The following is an 18,831-nucleotide window of genomic DNA, read 5'->3' as shown; positions in this document are numbered from 1 at the left end:
CACTAGATAGCCTATTCCGTCTCTGACTTCCACTTTCTCAGCGTCTCAATATCTATGCCGCTTGTCTCTTATATCCCTTTCAATGAGAGAGAGGTTTGCATTAAGTTTAGAATCGCATTCGTTTTTCTTCCCGATTCCTTTTTCGCTCTTCTTCTCGGCCGATTTTCTTTCCCTTTGCTATGCCTTCATCCCTAGCGTACTCCAACTCTGCCTCTGCTATTGCTTTGGCTTTATCGATTTTCATGATCATTTCCTTTTCCTCCTCTTCCAATATTAAGAAATCTGTCTTCTTTTTCGCTTCTTTGATATAGTCAGGGGCGTCAGTCTCCCGAATTCTAAGTCTAATAACTCTTTGACGAACACTTTTAGAATATGCTGGGAATCCTCCGTAGTTAATAATTTTTTGAATAATAGATCGTTGGTTGGTAAATACACTTGCATCTCTTTTTCCTGCCTTCCAGACAACAGGTTTTCTCGCCTACATTATCGCATGGCAAAACAACCGCTATCAAAGTCCTCTTACTCTAAAATACGCAGAAAAATAGAAAGTATTTACTTCAAATCAGCGATCTCTTTTTAGTAAAACTCTTTATTATAAACCAAATAGAAATCGATTTCAAATCGCAATTTGACACTTACCCCCCTCAATTTGACCTGTTTTGGGCAAAAATAGGGGGTTTTTACCTCGAAACGAGTCAAATTGAGGGGGGTAGCGGTTATTTTGCGATTCGCATATTTTCGAAAAATTGATTATCTTTTAGTCACCGGCCGGAACAAAAATCATTTATCGAAATGGAGGAAGAAAAATGATCCAAAAAATTGGCAACAAATTACAAGTTCAAATTGATGCAGGCGAAGACAAACCAAAGAAAATGACTTTTCAAAATGTAATCGATGAACCCACCGAGGAAGACGTTCTTGAACTGGGAAATATCTTAACAGAGCTTTCACCCGAAGGCAGCAATCTAGATGGCGTGATCCTAACAAGTCAATCACGTTATACCAAATAATAGAAGGAGGAAAAAACATGGTAAAAATCGTCGCAGTTTTTAAAAACAGTCTAGGAAAGAGTCATACCTGGAGCTTCTTGAATCCAGATCAAAAAAAGACAAACGCAGAGGTCAAAAGCTTGCTGCAACGTCTGACTCACGTAAAATTATTTCACAAAGATGGCGCGGTTCTCTTCGACTCGGTCGAAAGCGCGAAATATGTCGAAACAACTGAGAAAGTTATTTTCTAAGTAATAGGAATTTGAGAAGTGCGGTAGCGCTGCCGCACTTCTCTATTAAAAGGAGGAAAAAATATGAATGAGCAGCTTTTGTCGCATCAGCAGATCTTTTCACTTAAACCGCAAACGTTAGAAAAACGTATCATGGATTATTACCAAGAAACACAAAACAGTAGTTTAACGATCAAATATATCTTAGCTTTACGCGTGAGATGCCAGTTAGGTGCGCAGGAGTTTGCTCACATTTTGCAGGATCTTGTTCGCTATCTTTTCATGAATACCAAAGCCACACGTACTATGAAGCGGTTCTTCTATTATTTTCAGGATTACTTCATGGATTCTGAGTGGAAACGATTACGCTTAAAAGTCTTTCCATTAAGAAACTTTGGCGAGAAGGTCCAGTCAATTGTTCGATCACTCATTTCAACTGTCCGACCAGAAGAAACTACAGAGTCATGATAACCACCTACGTAAATAAAAAATAAAGAAAGGAAACGAAAAAGATGAACCAGGATTTAGTAGTAACATTTGGAAAAAGCAACGGCAAAGAACACAACTGGACCTATAAAGGGTTAAACCCTAACCTGTCAACGCCAGAAATCAAAGAAGCTTGCGAACTATTAACGACACTAGATATTTTTGAACAAGATGGCGTAAAACTATTTGATTCAGTGGTTACAGCAAAAGTCTTAACTCATAGAGAACGTCTAATCTTTGATCCAGAAAATGATTGCGCGCCTGACGAGCCACAGTCCAACGAACCAAATTGTGCAGAGGAACGCTATTTTGAAGTCAGCGATACATCAGAAAAAACAAAAGAAAACCTTCCATTCAATGTAATGAATTCTCGGACACCTTTTATTGCGTCTATCTCGAATTTAGCATTAGACCAACCACGTGGGCGTCATTATGAACAATTGACGCAGGTTCAACCGCTAGAAACTACAGAAGTCTCAATAAAAGTAAAAAAGGATGCACTTCCACCATCAAATAAACATCATCAGGTGGAAACTATTGATAACGGCGGTCAAAAACAGGAGTCTGATACAAATCGTATCCCCAAAGCGGAAAATCCTAACACAAAAAAAGATAAAGGACTGTTTCAGCGTATCTTCGGAAGAAGGGGTAAAAACAAAGAAGACCCTGCCAGCAATCAACGAGAATAAGCTTTTTCACAACTAAATCCTGTTAATCATGCGTAGGAAGGACTAGCACCCCCTACGATCACGATCCTAGGGGGTATATTTGAAGAAAGAGCAGGTATTTTAAATGAAACTTATCGTATTTTCAGCTGGAGGAACCCTTCTTGATTATCTATTCGGAGGAAGCGTCCCAATCATTGGTATCTTTTTGTCTATGACTGGTTTGGACCTTCTAACGGGATATGGCAAAGCACTGAAAAGTCATACATGGGCATCCTCCATTAATCTTTATGGCCTATTTACCAAATTCATCACCTTTTCAACGATTATTTGTGCCGCTGCATTAGATAAGATCGCACCGATTGTCGGTATTACCTTACCCGTCAATGTGGCACTGATCTGGACGGTTTTATTGATCATCTATGAAATCGGCTCCATCTTGGAAAATGCCCATGACTTTGGTCTGAAGATCACTTGGCTCCAAAAGTGGCTGCAGATCTTTGAAAGCAAAGTCGATGACTATCCTGATAAAGATGATCAGGAAAATAATGTTCAATAAGGAGGTGGACTTATTACCTAACACTGAAACAGCTTTGCAATACGGGTTGGTTTTACGTGGAAAGATTTGCTATTTCATGTCATACAGACTTGGTGAACGTTCGATGGATTGCTCCAGCTTCGTATTCCGCTCGCTGATTGCTGCTGGCTTTCTTCCGAAAAATGCTTTTATCGGCAACACGGAGACACTCTTTGGATTAAATGGAACTTTACTGAAGGAAATTAATCGCAATGATGTTCGTCGGGGTGACTTATGGGTGGCTGGGTATGCAGGTGCCTCACTAGGATCAGCGGGACACACTGGCTGGTTCTTAAAAGATATCTATGGAGACGCCTTGCACTGTACGTATTCCAAAGGCTGTCAAAACATTGCAGTGACGAAAGCGATCGGCTGGATGGGTGATTATTCAGGCTTGCCTGTACGCTATTTTCGGGTGAAAAATACCAGTGTTAGCGGTCCATGTGAAAATAGCAGTCAGCAGCGAATCTTATCAATCGATGGTTCTTGGGGACCAGCGACTACTAGACGCCTACAGGAAATGTTGAACTGTTCAATTAAAGACGGGATCATCAGCGGTCAGATTGTAAACCGTGCCAATCAGTTCATTCCTTCTGTTCGGTTTGGTTACGGCGGATCAAATGTGATCCGTGCACTCCAGATCTTATTACGTGTGTCGTCAGATGGAAATTTTGGCCCTATCACCTGCCTTGCCTTGCAGCAAAGGATGGGGACAATTGCAGATGGCATGATCAGCCCAGAATCTGATTGTGTAAAGGTTCTGCAAGATCGATTGAATAAAGGAACCCTATGACGAAATGTATTCTGAATGATGACACCCGTAATTTTTGATCGTGGAGTTGATAATTAATAGAAATGAGGGGATAAAATGATCCAAACTAAAATCTTATCTGCGCCAAAATACAACTCATTTTTTGAACGGCAGGCAATCGAACGATTACTCCATTTAAATCATTATTTTCCTACAAAAAGCCATTACCCCATCCGACGACTTCGAATCAAGGAAAAACATATCGTACCAAGTAATTATCAGGATGGGCAATGGCACCTTTGTCCTGGTTGTAAACACGCATTCCTTGAAGAACTGGGGGATTATATCTACAGCTATCATCCCAACAACTTGAATCTTGCAAACAACTTCATCAGGTTTGATCGAAAAAAGTGGGAGAACGCAGTTTATTGCTGCTCGAAGGAATGTTTAACCAAAGTAGTCGTGAGATTTGCTCTCGCCAGTGTAACAGATCAGGGAAAGAAGTTTATCCATATGAGGCGAATCCGTATGGATATAAAAGAAGTTATTGAGAACTTTCATTGATTCAGACAGATCATTACAAAACACTCAAGATGGAAGGACCGCTGTATCGCAGGTAATCCATTTTGAGTGTTTTTTTGTTAACCCTTCACTTACAATACTCACAAAACAACTCTGCCATATATTCTTCATCCTCTTTGAAGTCACTTAAAACCCACTCTACTAACATGTTAAAGAAACCACCACATAAGAATTTGATTGTATATTTTTCTTTTTCGGGAGAATAAAATTTATCACAGACGAATTCTTTGCATATCTCTTCTAAAAATGAATTACTTTTATCAAGCAGCAAATAAGACAAATTGGAGTCTATCAAGTTCATCATAAGCGTCTTTTCTGTTTTAAAACTAGAAAAGAACATTAAAACGATGTCATAGGTATTGTCTAATCCGATATCAGATACTTTCTTTTCATACTTCGCAAAAAAAGTATCTAAATAATCCGTTATAACATCTTCCAATACCTCGTAATTCCTATAAAAGGCCATTCTAGAGACGCCCGCTTTTGTCGTTACCTCTGTAATTGAGATTTTATGAAACTCTTTTGTCTTCATTAAAAGCATCAGTGCAATGAAGATGCTTTCTTTTGTGATTGCATTTCTATAACTATTCAGCTTGTTTGCCATTACAATATCCCCCAATCTGTAACGTTTCATGCTTTTGCCCTTGAAACATCTTATTTAGATTACTATACTGCAATCACCAAGACGTTTCAATCGTAACGTCAAAAGGAAGGGAAATGATAAGTATGAATGAAAATAGAAATAGTAAAAAAAGATGGACAGAAAAAGAACTGGGCTCTCAGGTTGGTAAAAATGTCATTATTACTGGTACCGGAGGATTGGGTTATGAAGCAGCAATATCTTTGGCAGGCGCAGGGGCGAACGTCATCATCGCCGGACGCAATGCCAATAAAGGAGCAAAAGCCGTTCAAGCAATCAAAAACGAGTATCCTCACGCAACAATTAATTTTCAAAAACTTGATCTGGCTGATTTAGCCTCAATAGAAAATTTCGGGAAAATTATACAATCAACATTTGAAAAATTGGATATTCTAATCAATAATGCAGGCGTTATGGCAACTCCTGAGCGGAGAGTGACAAAGGATCACTTCGAACTACAGCTTGGAACAAATTATCTAGGTCATTTTGCATTAACTGCTCAGCTTCTTCCTCTTCTTCGCAAAACACCAAATGCTCGTGTCGTAACGGTTAGCAGCATGGCTCATCGTTCTGGAGAAATTCATTTTGATGATTTGCAATTAGAACAGAACTACGATCCGAATGTCGCTTATTCGCAATCAAAATTGGCTTGTTTAATGTTTGCTTTAGAGCTTCATAAGCGCAGCATTGCTTCAAATTGGGGAATTTCTAGCATCGGTGTTCATCCTGGTGGCGTTGCGACAGATTTAATGGATAATGGTCCTGGCAAAAATCTCTATACGAGGTTAATCTATCATACCCTTCAAACACCTAGTCAAGGAGCCCGCGCCTCTTTACTTGCAGCGACATCCCCAGAAGTAAAAAGTGGTGACTTTTATGGTTCAGCAAGAATGATGGAAATATATGGCTATCCTAAGCTGATCAAACCTGCAAAACAGGCATTAAATGCAAAGGTCTCATCGCAGCTATGGGATCTATCATGTGACTTAATTCATGTTGATTTTAAATAAAGTAGGCGATTACTAATTACTTAGAAAATTCGAAAAATGTAATAGCCAATCGAACGAACTGCTAGCAAGTAAGGTTCGTTCGATTGGCTATTTCTATGACAACTATTCTAAGCCTATTCCTTTAGTTTAATTATAGTAACTTAATGACTTCTCCTGATTCCTTGTCGAAGAAATGTGCTTTTCCTAAGTTGAAAGCTAATTCTACTTGTGCGCCTGGTTTATGAAAATCACGTGCATCAACCTTGGAAACAAACTCCGTTTCACCGACTTTAGTGTATAAGAGTGTTTCTGCACCTAATAACTCAGAAACCATCACTTCCGCTTGCACAACTGCTCCGTCTGAAGAATCAATTGCGATCTGCTCGCTATGGATATCTTCTGGACGAATACCGAAAGTAAGTGTTTTTCCTTCATAGCCCTTGCGAACCAATGTGTTCTTTTCACCCTCAGGAATTTTCAAGCTTAAACCATAACCGTCTTTTATGAAGCCATCCTTTAATGTTACTTCAAAGAAATTCATTGCAGGCGAACCAATAAAACCAGCAACAAAGACATTTTTCGGAGTGTCATAAACTTGTTGTGGCGTTCCAACCTGTTGAATCACGCCATCTTTCATGATGACAATTCGATCGGCCATTGTCATAGCTTCCGTCTGGTCATGGGTAACATAAATTGTTGTAGTTCCTAAACGTTGATGCAGCTTAGCAATTTCAGCTCGCATGGATACTCTTAATTTGGCATCTAAGTTGGATAAAGGTTCGTCCATCAAAAAGACTTGAGCATCTCTGACGATCGCACGTCCTAATGCTACCCGTTGTCTTTGTCCGCCAGAAAGTGCTGCTGGTTTTCTTTTAAGGTATTCAGTCAGTCCTAAAATGTCTGCAGCATTTTCCACTCGTTGTTTGATTTCAGCAGGATCATATTTTCTTAGTTTTAGACCGAAAGCCATATTGTCAAAAACGGTCATATGCGGATACAACGCATAGTTTTGAAAAACCATGGCAATATCCCGATCTTTGGGTGCTACTTCGTTCATGACTTGATCACCTATTTTCAGTTCACCCTCTGTTATCTCTTCCAATCCTGCTATCATTCGCAAAGTCGTTGATTTGCCACAACCTGAAGGACCAACGAAAACGATAAACTCTTTATCATCAATCTCTAAATTGAAATCAGTAACTGAATATTTTTCTGCATTGTCATATTTCTTATGAATATGTTTTAGTGTGAGCTGCGTCATTTAATATCCCCATCCTTCTTACTTTTTAATACCGATAAATCAAGATTCTCTAAGGTTTCAACATGCACATCTGCATGTGCTAAGCTTTTTCGGTTTCCTACGCCGATAGCCAACATTCCAGCTTTTTTAGCCGCTTCAATCCCCGCATAGGCGTCTTCAAAAACGATGCACTGACTTGCAGGAATACCTATTCTTTTAGCCCCCAATAAAAATACTTCTGGATCAGGTTTCGCTTTTGAAACATCGTTACCATCAACAATCACATCAAAATAATCCTGTAATTTTGTATTTTTCAAAATCAGTCCTGAATTTTTACTCGCAGAGCCGAGAGCAATTTTTAATTTTCTATCCTTTAGCTGATTCAGCAATTCAATTACACCAGGTAAAATTTCTCGTTCATCCATCTGGCTAATATAGCGAACATACTCTTTATTTTTTTGTTCCATAAATTTGTTACGTTCATCTTCTGAATAGCTTTTATTTCCTAATGATAGCAGGATATCCAACGACTTTATTCTGGAAACACCCTTTAAGCGTTCATTGTCTTCTTCTGTAAATGGAATGTCTAATTGATCTGCTAGTTTTTTCCATGCTAAAAAGTGATACTTTGCAGTATCAACCAACACACCGTCAAGATCAAAAATAGCACCTAAATACTCAGTCAATACAGTTACTCCTTACATTCTTTATTAATCTAGCAATCGATAAGCTGGTTCGTCTTAAGTTTACCTCAGCATTATCCAATGCTTCACTTAAACTTTCAGGCTGTCCAATAATCGAGAAACACGCGCTAATCCCATAAGCTTCATAATCACTGAACTCTTGGTCAACGCTGCCGCTGATTGCTAATACAGTTGTTTTAGCAGGAGCTCGCTTAGCTATTCCTACTGGAGCTTTCCCCGCCATACTCTGCTGATCCATTCTACCTTCGCCAACAATAATGAAATCTGCATCTTGTGCTCGCTGATCAAAATCTAGTACATCTAAAACAAAATCGATTCCATGAATGATTTTGCCCTTAGCGAACCCTGCGATTCCAGCAGCCAAACCACCGCCTGCACCACTTCCGGGGGTATCAATTAACGTTTGATTGATTAATTGATAAACTTGTTTCAATGCTTCATCCGTTTTTGATATCTCTTCAATTTTTAGGCCTTTCTGCGGTCCAAAAATAAAACTAGCGCCAGATGCACCACATAAAACATTCATTACATCTGTCACCGCATAGATTTCTGCCGTCAATTCTTGTACATCTGTGTCATCTATTCTGACAATTTTTGACAAACTTCGCCCATTCGGTTGCAATAGATTTCCTTCTTTGTCATAAAATCTATAGCCTAAGCCTGCAGCAAGTCCGATTCCTCCATCAACGGTTGCACTTCCGCCAACACCGATATAAATTTTCTTCATCCCTTTTTCTTGAAGACGAATGATTAATTCTCCAAGACCAATCGTAAGGATATCCAACGGTCGGCGTTGTTCCTCAGAAAACATCGGCAAACCAACTAAATCTGCCATTTCAAAAAAAGCTTGATCTTGAAAATGCATGTATCGCATGGAGAATGGCTCACCATTCCAGCCGCTAACTGTCTCCCATCTTTCTTCCATCGAAATAGTTTGCGATAAAGCATCCAATGTTCCTTCACCACCATCACCTACTGGTAAAAGTTCAATCGTTGCAGATGGAAAAACTTGTTGGAAACTTTCTCCTAGGATAGTTGCTGCTTTTTTAGCAGAAAGACTACCTTTGAAAGAATCTGGCATCATTAAAATTTTCATCGTATTACCTTCTGCTCCATTCTAATTTATCTGCTAATAAATAGTTCTGACCTTCAATCATGATTGGCAGCTGCTTGGTAGATTCTTTTTTTAATAAAACAGAGTCTTGGGTCATCTGAACAGTAATCTTTTCATTTCTCCAATAAAAGTTGAACGTGAGCTGCTTCCATGCATTCGGAAGCTGTGGATTAATTTCTAGCACATCACCTTTTTTAATACCTGCAAAGCCAAAAATTACCGTCAGCCAAACCGCCCCCAATGCTGCACCGTGAATCCCTTCATCGCTTGTATGGGGCTGATCATTCAAATCAATTCGACAAGCTGCTTGAAACATCTCATAAGCCCACTCTGCTTCATGAATTCTAGCTGCAACAATCGCGTGAATCGCTTTACTTAATGATGAATCATGAATTGTTCGATCTTCATAATAATAGAGATTTTGTTTGATTGTTTCAAAGCTAAATAGATCTGGCTGTAAATAAAACAGCATGACTAAGTCTGCTTGCTTTAGAATCTGCCGATCAATGACTTCTTGTCGAGAATACTCGGTCAGAATTAATTGATTCCCTGCCTGTTCCTTATACTTTGATAAGTCAATTACTGGTTTTTCCAAGAATGTATCGTCTTGTGGAATTAAGCCATCAGTATTTTTATCTGGTAAATAGAGTTTGTCTAAAAATTGTCTAAATTGTTCTTGCAACTGCTCATCACCGACCTGCTGCTCCAAAGCAGATCGTACATTATAGGCGGCTAAATAATTGGTATACGCATTGTTATTGACGTGTTCCGTATATTCATCCGGACCAATCACATCATGAATTTCAATCCGACCATTTATCTCGACACCGCGGCTCAACCAAAAAAGAGCTGTTTCCTTTAATAGTTCTTTCCCATAATTATCCATAAATTCCTGGTCAGCCGTCGCTTGATAAAGATCCATCACAGCATAAGCGATATCCGCAACAATATGATGCTCTGCTACAGCCGATGATATAATTTGCCGTTTCCCAGTACGAATATTTATCGCTGCGTATTTTGGTGTCTCTTCATACCCTGTTAAGGCGCTTTCCCAAGGAAATAAAGCACCTCGATAGTTATTCTGTCGCGCTTTTTCTTTTGCTCCAGCCAATCTAAAAAATCGATATTTCAATAATTTTTTTGCAGTATCGGGCTCATTATGCAAGAAAAAAGGAAGGATGAATATTTCTGTATCCCAAAATACATGACCTTTGTAGCCTTCGCCTGTTAACCCTTTTGCTGCCACACTGAATTGTGAATCATCGGGGGTCATAATTTGCAGATGATAGCATGCAAAATCTAAAGCCAATTGGTCAAAGGCATTTTGACTATTGACTACTACCCGATGTTCTGACCAAAAATCATGCCAAGATTTTTTTGTTTCCTTCGCAATTTTTTCATAAGATATTTCCTGGGCTGCGGCCTTTTTAGCAGACTCCAATGGATCATCAGCTTCTAAGCTGGAATATATATAAGCCACTTTTTCAAAAACGAATGAATCATTTTTCTGACAGCTCTCTTGAATGTTTGTTTGAATTTTTCTATTTTTCGCTGAAATAATTCCTGATTTATTTAGACGCATAGCCAGACCTACTGTCAAATGACTCTCAATCGTCTCATATTCAGCTACCAATAGGCGTTCATCATACACACGTATATCACGTTCGATTAAATGCTGGTTGCCACCGTTAGAAACTTGTCCATCAATCCCCGTTTTGATGGAAATTTCAGCTGAACCACTCAATGGCTCTACGATCAGTTGAAAAGCAATTTGTTCCTTATTTTTTTGACTAACAATCCGTTTATTTGTAATTTTGAACCAATCGCCTTGTTCCGTTTGCCATTTTAATGAACGATTCAATTCTCCTGTTGATAAATCTAGCGAACGCTGATAATCTCTCACTTGCGGACTATTTAAGGAAAAAATCTCGCCATTTATTCTTAACTCTTGTTCAGTGATATCAGGCAGATTGACTAATTCAGCTGCCTCTGTACCGATCGTTCGATCAAAAATGCCCCGGACAAAAAAACCTCTATCCTGATTTCGATACTTTTCCTCATGTACTGCACGAACTCCTAAATAGCCGTTTCCCGTCGTCATTAGAGTTGCTTCTTTATTTAGTGTTTCTTCCTCAAATTGATTAAATTCTATTTTCATAGTTCTACTTTTTCACCTATTTCAGCCGATTGATATAATGCTGCAATCACTTTTTGAACAATATAGCCTTGTCTGCCATCAGCAATTATTGCTTGTGGATCTCCAGCAACTTTACGACAAAAATGATCTATACTGGTAAAATGATTATTCGTTTCCTTACTTTCGATTTGTTTAATAACTTTAAGTTCCCCAGCTTGATCTGTATAAATTTTACCAGGATAGAGATTTGCACCTGCTTCGTCACCGCAAAGCTGAACATCTAAAACCTTATCCGCTTGTATATTTAACGCGAAAGATGTATTGATCCGAAGAATCCCGCCATTTTCAAATTCTAATGTTCCAAACAAGGAATCCTCTACTGTGTATTTTTCTGGGTCCCAAAATCCAAATGAACCTTGGTTCTTACGAGGACCGATTTTTTGATATTGATAACCCGAAACTGCCTTGATTTTTGGAAAATCCAATAGATATAACGCCGTATCCAACATATGTATTCCATAATCAATCAGCGGACCGCCGCCTTGAAGTGTTTTATCAATAAAATTTCCCCAGCCAGGAACCCCTGAACGTCTTAAGGCATTTGCTTCGCTATAATAAATATCCCCCAATAAGGCAATGTTTTCCTTCAACATCTGCGCTTCCGGTGAATAACGATGTTGAAAATCATAAGCTAAACAAACAGATTTTTTTTCTGCCAGCTTCCACATATTTTCTGCTTCAAGGCTCGTCATGGCTGGCGGTTTTTCGCAGAATACTGAACACCCTGCCGCTAATGCACTCATTACACTGTCATAATGAAAGCGATTGGGTGTACAAACACTTACGATATCTGGTTGTTCCTCTATCAACATTTCTGTAGTTGATGTGTATGCCTGCTTAAATTGATTTCTTTGACAAAAAAGCTCGGCCCTTGCTAAATTAGGATCAACCACTGCTACTAATTGAAACGTTTCTGGTTTTGTTAAATAATAGGCTGCATGGACTTTTTCTGCTACTTGGCCAGCACCGATAATCGCTATTTTTTTCATTACTCGTTCCTTTCAAGAAAAGCATAGTTGAGCGTTCAACTATGCTTTTCTCATACATTCCTTTAAGAAGTTGATAGAATTTTGATAAATTTTAGGAAGATCTTCTCCACGTAATCGGCACTCGTATACTAAACAACCGTCATAATTGATCTCTTTGATTGTCTTGAAATGTTCAACAAAATTGATGGCTCCGGACCCCGGCTGATACCGATGATTATCCGCTAAATGTATGTGTCCCACATAATCCTTTTGCTCGATCAACGCTTTTGAAATACTATCTTCTTCGATATTCATATGGTAAAAATCAGCGGTAATTTCAACATGCACCAATTGATTTTCATCAATGTATTTCCGAGCATCAGCTAATAAGTTGATCATATGATCTTGATACCGATTCAATGGCTCTAAATATATTTTGGTTCCCGTTTCAGCGGCTATCTTCTCTAACTGAATCAAAGAGTCACTAACTGCTTTAAAATCTCCAGCTTGACTTCTTGGAGAAACCATCGGTGGTAAACGATAGGTAAACATGCCCCAAGCCGCAGGAACAACGATGCCTTTCCCGCCTACTTCAGCTAACGCTCTTAAAATATCAGAAATCTGTTCAATCCCTCGTAAACGACGTTCTTCAATAAAATCACCGATCCACCCATCGTAACCATTACAGGCAGTTTCTACTAAAATCCCCGTTTCTTTCATTGCTTCCTTGACTTCTTCTACGTGTTCGACTAACAGATTGCCATCTATTTCGTAGGTTTCAAACCCTAACTCTTTGATAAATTGAAATTTTTCTTTTATGTCTGTTGGGAAAAATGCTTGATCTTGCGTGCCAAATCTCATGATATAATCTCCTTATTTGTCTTCGTTCAATCCTTTTAGTTTAAAGCTCTACACCCATTTTCACGCTTAATGAAGGGTCTTGGTCAATGTAGCGCATATAGGCTTCCGCACTTTCAGCTAACGGAACAATTGGTGCAACAATCTCTGAACAATCTAAGTAACCGCTCATTAGCAGTTCCCAGCAAGTATCTTCAATTCGTTTGCGATTCCAACGCGGATATTCGGGATTCGGCTCACTTGAAGCCCGAGCAAAAATAATCTTCGCATTATTAAAATGGGCTTCACGACCAAAATTTAATCCTTCTGGGAATGGTTTAGCAAAAGCAACATAGGAAATAATTCCGCCATAAGCAATGCCTCTCAAGGAAGCTTGTAAAGCACTAGCAGCCCCACTGGTTTCAATGACAGAATCGACCCCTATTTTGTTGGTAAACTCCTTCATTTTTAAACCGACATCTTCAGTTATTGGATCTAGACTATGAATCGCACCAAATTTTTCCGCTAATGTTCGACGTTCTTTGATTGGATCAATGGCGATGACCTTTGCACCAGCATTAACTGCAATTTGTACTGCGATTAAACCAATCGCGCCAAGACCAAAAATTGCAACAAAATCACCAGCGCGTACATTGGCTACGCGGGTACCACCCATCGCAAATTGTGCTGGATCGTAACATACTGCATTTTTCCAACTATCCAAGCTTGCCATTTTCCGTAGTTTATAGTTGTCTACACCTTTGGCGACCACTGTTTCTCGAATGGGGCCATAAGTACAAACAATCTCTCCGATTTGATATTCGGTAACCTCACTGCCTATTTCCACTACTTCTCCAACCACCATATTTCCTAATGGCAGATCGCCGAACTCAATACCGCGAGGGCTTCCTGCCTCACGTGGCATAAACATATTCCATTCTGAAGAAAACTCATCATCGATAAATGGACTGATCCCTCTAAAATCAACGACTTCTGTTCCAGGCTTAGGAGAAGCAAACTTCACCTTAATCAGTACTTCGTCTTCTAAAATAGTTCTTTCTTCATACTCTTTTAAACCTGCTACCCGTGGTTCAAGTGCTACTAATTTTTTCACGATTTTCATCCTCTTTTTTTAAATTATCCTTTGACGCCGCCTTCAATGGCTCCGCCTTTAATAAAACGTTCTGAAAGTGAGTACATGATGACTACTGGTAAAGCAGTAATCAGTGAAGCTGCCATCATCCTGCCCCAAACATAGTCTGGGGTACTAAATAACGTGTTCAGTCCGATTGGCAATGTAAACTTATCGGTTGATGAAAGGAAGATCGATGCAAACAGAAAATCATTCCAAGAAACCATAAAACAATACACAAAAACTGAAATAATCCCCGAAAATGCTAGAGGTATCATGATTTGAATGATGATCTGAAAACGGCTCAAACCGTCGATCATCGCCGCCTCTTCAATATCTTTAGGGATTGTTTCAAAGTAACTGCGCAACATAAAAATTGCTGTCGGTAATGTTTGAACCACCATTGTTATGACTAAAGAAGTTCTAGTGTCATACAAACCCAATGAAGAGATAATTTTGAATAGCGGAACGACAATCAAAATACCTGAGAACATATACACCGTATAGAAACTCGCATTGATTTTATTACGTCCCTTAAAGTTTAGACGTGCTAATGCATAAGCGCCACCAATTCCAATAATCACAGCGATAACAGATGCAAACAACGAAATAACAAAGCTATTCTTAAAATAGTCGACAAATGGAAAAATCTCTGGATTAAAAATATCGACAAAATGTTCTGTCGTGAATTGACGCGGTAAAATACTCGGCGTAGTCGAAATCGCTTCACTGCTGCCTTTAAAAGATGTCATTAGCATGATCCAAAAAGGGAACAGGTTAATTGCTAAAAAGCAAATAACCATGGCATAAAAGAAGATTTTTTTGACTTTTTTATTTTTAGCCATTGTTTAGATCCACCCGCTTTCTTGAAATTAGAATCACGACAGCAATAATAACGAATAAAATCACTGAAATAGCCGAAGCTTTACCTAAGTCATTGAAGGCAAAGGCTGTTTTATAAAGATAGACACCTAATATATCCACTTTATTTGTCAGTAAATAGACATCAGTAAACATATAAAACATCCAAATAGATCGCAAAACAATAACTGTGGCGAGGACCGGCTTGATCGCAGGCAATGTAACGATCTTGAATTTCTGCCAGAAATTTGCGCCATCGATATCCGCCGCTTCATACAAGCTTTTATCGACCGTTTGCAAAATTGCCAATAAAGAGATGAAGGCATAAGGATAGTAGCGCCAGATTGCAAAGATTACGACTAAAGCAAAACTTGAACCTGGATTATCAAACCATAATGGTGCTTCGCTGAAAAGATGTAATTTATCGACTAAAAAATTATTGATAATACCATAGCCATTATTGAACATATATTTCCAAGCAAAAATTAAAGAAATAGAAGGTGTGACATAGCTCAGAATAATCAAAGAACGAACCAATCCGCGGTATTTAAATTCACGGTTAAACGCAATCGCCACTGCTAAGCCTAAAGCGGTGCTTCCCAAAACGACTAACGCTGTATAAGCGATCGTCAAACCTAATGATTTATAAAAAGCTGGGTCCTTTAAAATATCTAGATAATTGTTCAATCCAACAAAAGTAGACTTTAGATTCGCATTCAACGGCAAATCTAAAAAACTAATTTGGATATTTGACAGCATTGGAAAGAAAACCAATACTGCCAATAAAATCATGCTTGGTGCTAATAAGGCAATAGCAAATTTTGTATCTGTTTTGTTTGCTATATTTTTCATAACCCGCTCCTACTCCTCAATTGATTCTTGAGCCGTTTTTAATGCTTTCTCAGGATCTTCCTTACCAACAGTTACGCCATTTACCGCTTTTGAAATAGCACCAGAGCTAGTAATATCTCCCATTTTTGTAAAGTTTTTATCGCCAACTAAACCAAATACTTGGACCTTATCAAATGAGCTGGCAATTTCTTTCGGAAGCTCGCCAAAAGCACTGATTACTTCATTTGATTGGTAAGAAGAGCTATCGACAACTTTTTTGTTTACTGGTTGTGCTCCGCCAGGTGACATTAAGACCCATTTTTCCATATTTTTGGCTTCTGATAAGTACTCAACAAATTTTTCAGAAGCTGCTTTTTGTTCTTTATCTAATCCAGCAGAAATCGTTAATCCCGAAACTGTTCCATAAACGGCCTCTTGTTTGTTGGTTGGAATCGCAAAACCAATATCTTCTGACTTTCCTTCTTCAAAAACAGACGGCAAAATGTACGTTGAATAAATCGCCATTGGGGTTGAACCATTCATGAAAGCATCTTTAATCTCCGTTACGTCATTTGAACCTGGCATGGTGTATTGCGATAATTCTTTATAATATTCTAAAGCCTGCTTCATTTCCGGCGTATTAATCGTCACTTTTCCTTTATCATCCAGCACATTTGCATTATTCGAAAGTGCAAACTGTGAAAAGGCTTGCTCAGTCATTGTACTGTCGGCGGTCGGCATTGCAATGCCATATTTCTTATTGCCTGCATCATTAAAATGCTTCGCGATCTCTAAAACTGAGTCCCAAGTTGTTGGTTCTGAGAATCCAGCATCGCTCAGCGTCTTTTTGTTATACCAAATACCTTGAACCCAACCGCTTATCGGTGCTGCAATATATCCTGAACCATCTTCTGTACGAACCAATTTTTTGGCGCCATCGTAATAATTGTCTTCACCAACATTTTTCATGACACTGCCAACAGCTTTTTGATCAATCAGTTCATCCTTATCCATTACCTTCGCGAAGTCTTGGCTAACCTCAATAACACCGGGAAGCTTATTTGAACGGGCCAACGTAACAACTTTTGTGTTATACGCATCTTCTTCAACGGGCATTTGTTTCACTTTAATATCAGGATTTTCTTTTTCAAAATCGGCAACCAGCTTATCAATTACTTTCAGTCGATCTTGTTCAACAGAAGAATGCATGAACTCAATTGTCGTTTTCTCATCATCCTTCGCACTTCCTCCTCCACATGCTCCCAAAGTCAGAGCCAACACTGCCAATGCCGTACCAAAAATCATTTTCTTTGCTTTCATTCCACTGTCTCCTTCTTGATAGTTCTAAATTTTTTCCAACCAAACAAATTGGTAAGGTTCCAAAATTACTTCCTGTTGGATATCGCATTCTTTTTTTGTTAATAAATTAATATAGGTTCCAGCATCAAGTGAAATCGTTTGGGCTTGATCGCTCATATTATGCAATACGTAAACCTTTTCATCTCTAACAATTCCAAATGTTGCATGATTCGTTTCCAGAACTCGCATAGCACAATTAGGATGGAAAGCTTCCTCACTTCTCCGCAGTTGAATCAGCTCTTGAAGTTCACGGTATACTTGGTTTCTAAATGACCCACTTTTCAGTAAGCTGTCACAAATTTCTGAAGCTTTATATTTCTGGCGATTAATTGTTCGATTCGCGCCTGTCTTTTCAACACCTTCATAGTAGTTGCGTCCGCCTAAAATACTTTGCACATAAACTGCCGGTATCCCAATAATCGTCAATAAAATAGAGTGAGCCACCATGAAACGCTTCAGACGCAGCTCATCTTCATCTGATTGGTTACTTAAAGCGTCAATATAGGTTGTATTAATCTCGTAAGGACTGAAAGAACCATCTGGATTTTGTTTATAATTTACTAGTGCTCCCTCTTTTTCTATACTAGCAACTAAATCAAGAATTTCTGTTTCATCAATAATTCCTCGAATCGGATTTAGACCAATTCCATCATGAGATGCTAAAAAATTGAAGAAGGATACTCCTTCCGTTGGTAGATAGATTTCATTTGCCCATTTTTGCAAATAGCTAGTATTCCCTGTTCGAATCGCATGCAATACTAATGGAGGTAACGGAAATTGATAAACCATTTGCGCTTCATTAGTCCCGTCCCCAAAGTAACTGATATTATCTTGATGAGGCACGTTCGTCTCTGTAATCAAAATCGTTCCTGGAGCTACCTCTTCCACAATGCTTCTAAAAAGCTGAATGATCTTGTGGGTTTCTGGAAGATGGATACTGCTGGTTCCAGCTTTCTTCCATAAAAATCCTACTGCATCTAGACGAATAAAATCTGCTCCTTGATCTACATAAAACAGCAGCACATCAATCATTCTTAATAAGACCTTCGGATTAGCAAAATTCAAATCTACCTGATCATCACTAAAAGTCGTCCAAATATTGCGTATCTTCCCATCTAAATCGACAAACTCTGATAACAACGGTGACGTTCTCGGTCTTGTAACCATACTTAGATCAATCGAAGGATCACTTTCGATAAAAAATTCCTTATAGCTAGTGCGATTATTCAAGTAACCTTGAAACCAATTACTTTTTGCAGACATATGATTGCAAACGAAATCGAACATCAAACGAGCATTACGATTCATTACCTGAACATCTGCCCAATCACCGATTTCGGGATTTACCTGTTCATAATCAATCACCGAAAATCCATCATCTGAGCTGTAAGGAAAAAACGGTAGGAAATGTACAATTGGAAATGTATCTGAAAAAAACTGCTGATACATTTTATTGAAGGTGGTTAATTTAGTTTCTCCATCCTCATAAAACTGATCGCCATAAGTAATCAAAAACACATCATCTTGATCCCATTGTCCTTTTCTAGGTCGGATATTCTTATTTTTATATCCCTTGATTCTTTCAGATATTGCTTCTTTTAGAAACATTGCTTCATCTTGATGCGGATAAATTGCAGAAATGATTTCTTCGATCAAATAGAAAACTCCTTTCTTGTGGG

At 38.7% G+C, this 18,831-nt stretch carries 21 protein-coding genes; 8 read left to right on the top strand and 13 right to left on the bottom strand.

Annotated elements, in window-relative coordinates; genetic code table 11:
- Positions 1-106: 106 nt before the first annotated feature.
- The gene (locus OMU_RS23490; protein ID WP_016181387.1) at positions 107-250 is read right to left on the bottom strand and encodes a hypothetical protein; all 144 of its coding nucleotides are present in this window, start codon (positions 248-250) and stop codon (positions 107-109) included.
- Positions 251-806: 556 nt separating this feature from the next.
- On the opposite strand from OMU_RS23490, the gene OMU_RS18505 reads away from it, so the two are divergent.
- From OMU_RS18505 to OMU_RS18475, 7 genes are all read left to right on the top strand, one after another.
- A complete protein-coding gene (locus OMU_RS18505; protein WP_016181385.1) occupies positions 807-1,010 on the top strand; it encodes a DUF1659 domain-containing protein in 204 nt (67 codons plus the stop codon).
- A gap of 17 nt (positions 1,011-1,027) precedes the next feature.
- Positions 1,028-1,240: a DUF2922 family protein gene (locus OMU_RS18500; protein ID WP_016181384.1), complete on the top strand. Its 213-nt coding sequence runs from the start codon at positions 1,028-1,030 to the stop codon at positions 1,238-1,240.
- Positions 1,241-1,303: 63 nt separating this feature from the next.
- On the top strand, positions 1,304-1,687 hold the full coding sequence (locus OMU_RS18495) for a hypothetical protein (protein ID WP_016181383.1): 384 nt from the start codon (positions 1,304-1,306) through the stop codon (positions 1,685-1,687).
- A 44-nt stretch (positions 1,688-1,731) separates the two neighbouring features.
- Positions 1,732-2,394: a DUF2922 family protein gene (locus OMU_RS18490; protein ID WP_016181382.1), complete on the top strand. Its 663-nt coding sequence runs from the start codon at positions 1,732-1,734 to the stop codon at positions 2,392-2,394.
- Between the two features lie 103 nt (positions 2,395-2,497).
- Positions 2,498-2,929, top strand: coding sequence for a phage holin family protein (locus tag OMU_RS18485; protein ID WP_016181381.1), 432 nt, complete (start codon positions 2,498-2,500; stop codon positions 2,927-2,929).
- A complete protein-coding gene (locus OMU_RS18480; RefSeq protein ID WP_016181380.1) occupies positions 2,919-3,740 on the top strand; it encodes a peptidoglycan amidohydrolase family protein in 822 nt (273 codons plus the stop codon). Before OMU_RS18485 ends, OMU_RS18480 begins: the two co-directional genes overlap by 11 nt.
- Positions 3,741-3,815: 75 nt before the next feature.
- Positions 3,816-4,262: a hypothetical protein gene (locus OMU_RS18475; protein ID WP_016181379.1), complete on the top strand. Its 447-nt coding sequence runs from the start codon at positions 3,816-3,818 to the stop codon at positions 4,260-4,262.
- Positions 4,263-4,347: 85 nt separating this feature from the next.
- Here the strand turns inward: OMU_RS18475 and OMU_RS18470 are convergent, their stop codons facing one another.
- Positions 4,348-4,884 carry a TetR/AcrR family transcriptional regulator gene (locus OMU_RS18470; RefSeq protein ID WP_034876787.1) on the bottom strand — a complete coding sequence of 179 codons (537 nt, stop codon included), beginning with the start codon at positions 4,882-4,884 and terminating at the stop codon, positions 4,348-4,350.
- Between the two features lie 122 nt (positions 4,885-5,006).
- Between OMU_RS18470 and OMU_RS18465 the strand changes: the two genes are divergently transcribed.
- Positions 5,007-5,930, top strand: a complete 924-nt coding sequence (locus OMU_RS18465; protein ID WP_227132129.1) for an oxidoreductase — start codon at positions 5,007-5,009, stop codon at positions 5,928-5,930.
- Positions 5,931-6,060: 130 nt separating this feature from the next.
- Here OMU_RS18465 and OMU_RS18460 read toward each other — a convergent pair whose 3' ends face one another.
- Genes OMU_RS18460 through OMU_RS18410 form a run of 11 tightly spaced genes read right to left on the bottom strand, consistent with a single transcriptional unit; the run spans position 6,061 to position 18,808 of the window.
- Complete coding sequence (locus tag OMU_RS18460) at positions 6,061-7,170, bottom strand: ABC transporter ATP-binding protein (RefSeq protein WP_016181376.1); 1,110 nt, start codon at positions 7,168-7,170, stop codon at positions 6,061-6,063.
- Entirely contained in the window at positions 7,167-7,835 is a 669-nt protein-coding gene (pgmB, locus tag OMU_RS18455; protein ID WP_016181375.1) for a beta-phosphoglucomutase, read from the bottom strand. The genes OMU_RS18460 and pgmB overlap by 4 nt, the downstream gene beginning before the upstream one ends.
- Positions 7,828-8,949 (bottom strand): glycerate kinase, encoded by a 1,122-nt coding sequence (locus OMU_RS18450; protein WP_016181374.1) that lies wholly within the window; start codon positions 8,947-8,949, stop codon positions 7,828-7,830. The genes pgmB and OMU_RS18450 overlap by 8 nt, the downstream gene beginning before the upstream one ends.
- Positions 8,950-8,953: 4 nt before the next feature.
- Positions 8,954-11,125, bottom strand: a complete 2,172-nt coding sequence (locus OMU_RS18445) for a glycoside hydrolase family 65 protein (RefSeq protein WP_016181373.1) — start codon at positions 11,123-11,125, stop codon at positions 8,954-8,956.
- On the bottom strand, positions 11,122-12,153 hold the full coding sequence (locus OMU_RS18440; protein ID WP_016181372.1) for a Gfo/Idh/MocA family protein: 1,032 nt from the start codon (positions 12,151-12,153) through the stop codon (positions 11,122-11,124). Before OMU_RS18440 ends, OMU_RS18445 begins: the two co-directional genes overlap by 4 nt.
- Before the next feature lie 39 nt (positions 12,154-12,192).
- The gene (locus OMU_RS18435) at positions 12,193-12,993 is read right to left on the bottom strand and encodes a sugar phosphate isomerase/epimerase family protein (protein WP_016181371.1); all 801 of its coding nucleotides are present in this window, start codon (positions 12,991-12,993) and stop codon (positions 12,193-12,195) included.
- 40 nt (positions 12,994-13,033) lie between these two features.
- Positions 13,034-14,083 carry a zinc-binding dehydrogenase gene (locus tag OMU_RS18430; RefSeq protein ID WP_016181370.1) on the bottom strand — a complete coding sequence of 350 codons (1,050 nt, stop codon included), beginning with the start codon at positions 14,081-14,083 and terminating at the stop codon, positions 13,034-13,036.
- 23 nt (positions 14,084-14,106) lie between these two features.
- Positions 14,107-14,946, bottom strand: a complete 840-nt coding sequence (locus tag OMU_RS18425) for a carbohydrate ABC transporter permease (RefSeq protein WP_016181369.1) — start codon at positions 14,944-14,946, stop codon at positions 14,107-14,109.
- Complete coding sequence (locus tag OMU_RS18420) at positions 14,939-15,814, bottom strand: carbohydrate ABC transporter permease (RefSeq protein ID WP_016181368.1); 876 nt, start codon at positions 15,812-15,814, stop codon at positions 14,939-14,941. The genes OMU_RS18425 and OMU_RS18420 overlap by 8 nt, the downstream gene beginning before the upstream one ends.
- A gap of 9 nt (positions 15,815-15,823) precedes the next feature.
- Positions 15,824-17,113, bottom strand: coding sequence for an ABC transporter substrate-binding protein (locus OMU_RS18415; RefSeq protein ID WP_016181367.1), 1,290 nt, complete (start codon positions 17,111-17,113; stop codon positions 15,824-15,826).
- A 24-nt stretch (positions 17,114-17,137) separates the two neighbouring features.
- Positions 17,138-18,808 (bottom strand): alpha-amylase family glycosyl hydrolase, encoded by a 1,671-nt coding sequence (locus OMU_RS18410; RefSeq protein WP_016181366.1) that lies wholly within the window; start codon positions 18,806-18,808, stop codon positions 17,138-17,140.
- Positions 18,809-18,831: the final 23 nt, after the last annotated feature.

The sequence above is a fragment of the Enterococcus avium ATCC 14025 genome (assembly GCF_000406965.1).
GTDB lineage: Bacteria > Bacillota > Bacilli > Lactobacillales > Enterococcaceae > Enterococcus_A > Enterococcus_A avium.
This window is presented reverse-complemented; position numbering and strand designations above follow the sequence as displayed.

Coding starts and splice junctions, on each gene's coding strand:
- OMU_RS23490 (WP_016181387.1), bottom strand. CDS start 250: ATGATCATGAAAATCGATAAAGCCAAAGCAATAGCAGAGGCAGAGTTG.
- OMU_RS18505 (WP_016181385.1), top strand. CDS start 807: ATGATCCAAAAAATTGGCAACAAATTACAAGTTCAAATTGATGCAGGC.
- OMU_RS18500 (WP_016181384.1), top strand. CDS start 1,028: ATGGTAAAAATCGTCGCAGTTTTTAAAAACAGTCTAGGAAAGAGTCAT.
- OMU_RS18495 (WP_016181383.1), top strand. CDS start 1,304: ATGAATGAGCAGCTTTTGTCGCATCAGCAGATCTTTTCACTTAAACCG.
- OMU_RS18490 (WP_016181382.1), top strand. CDS start 1,732: ATGAACCAGGATTTAGTAGTAACATTTGGAAAAAGCAACGGCAAAGAA.
- OMU_RS18485 (WP_016181381.1), top strand. CDS start 2,498: ATGAAACTTATCGTATTTTCAGCTGGAGGAACCCTTCTTGATTATCTA.
- OMU_RS18480 (WP_016181380.1), top strand. CDS start 2,919: ATGTTCAATAAGGAGGTGGACTTATTACCTAACACTGAAACAGCTTTG.
- OMU_RS18475 (WP_016181379.1), top strand. CDS start 3,816: ATGATCCAAACTAAAATCTTATCTGCGCCAAAATACAACTCATTTTTT.
- OMU_RS18470 (WP_034876787.1), bottom strand. CDS start 4,884: ATGGCAAACAAGCTGAATAGTTATAGAAATGCAATCACAAAAGAAAGC.
- OMU_RS18465 (WP_227132129.1), top strand. CDS start 5,007: ATGAATGAAAATAGAAATAGTAAAAAAAGATGGACAGAAAAAGAACTG.
- OMU_RS18460 (WP_016181376.1), bottom strand. CDS start 7,170: ATGACGCAGCTCACACTAAAACATATTCATAAGAAATATGACAATGCA.
- OMU_RS18450 (WP_016181374.1), bottom strand. CDS start 8,949: ATGAAAATTTTAATGATGCCAGATTCTTTCAAAGGTAGTCTTTCTGCT.
- OMU_RS18445 (WP_016181373.1), bottom strand. CDS start 11,125: ATGAAAATAGAATTTAATCAATTTGAGGAAGAAACACTAAATAAAGAA.
- OMU_RS18440 (WP_016181372.1), bottom strand. CDS start 12,153: ATGAAAAAAATAGCGATTATCGGTGCTGGCCAAGTAGCAGAAAAAGTC.
- OMU_RS18435 (WP_016181371.1), bottom strand. CDS start 12,993: ATGAGATTTGGCACGCAAGATCAAGCATTTTTCCCAACAGACATAAAA.
- OMU_RS18425 (WP_016181369.1), bottom strand. CDS start 14,946: ATGGCTAAAAATAAAAAAGTCAAAAAAATCTTCTTTTATGCCATGGTT.
- OMU_RS18420 (WP_016181368.1), bottom strand. CDS start 15,814: ATGAAAAATATAGCAAACAAAACAGATACAAAATTTGCTATTGCCTTA.
- OMU_RS18415 (WP_016181367.1), bottom strand. CDS start 17,113: ATGAAAGCAAAGAAAATGATTTTTGGTACGGCATTGGCAGTGTTGGCT.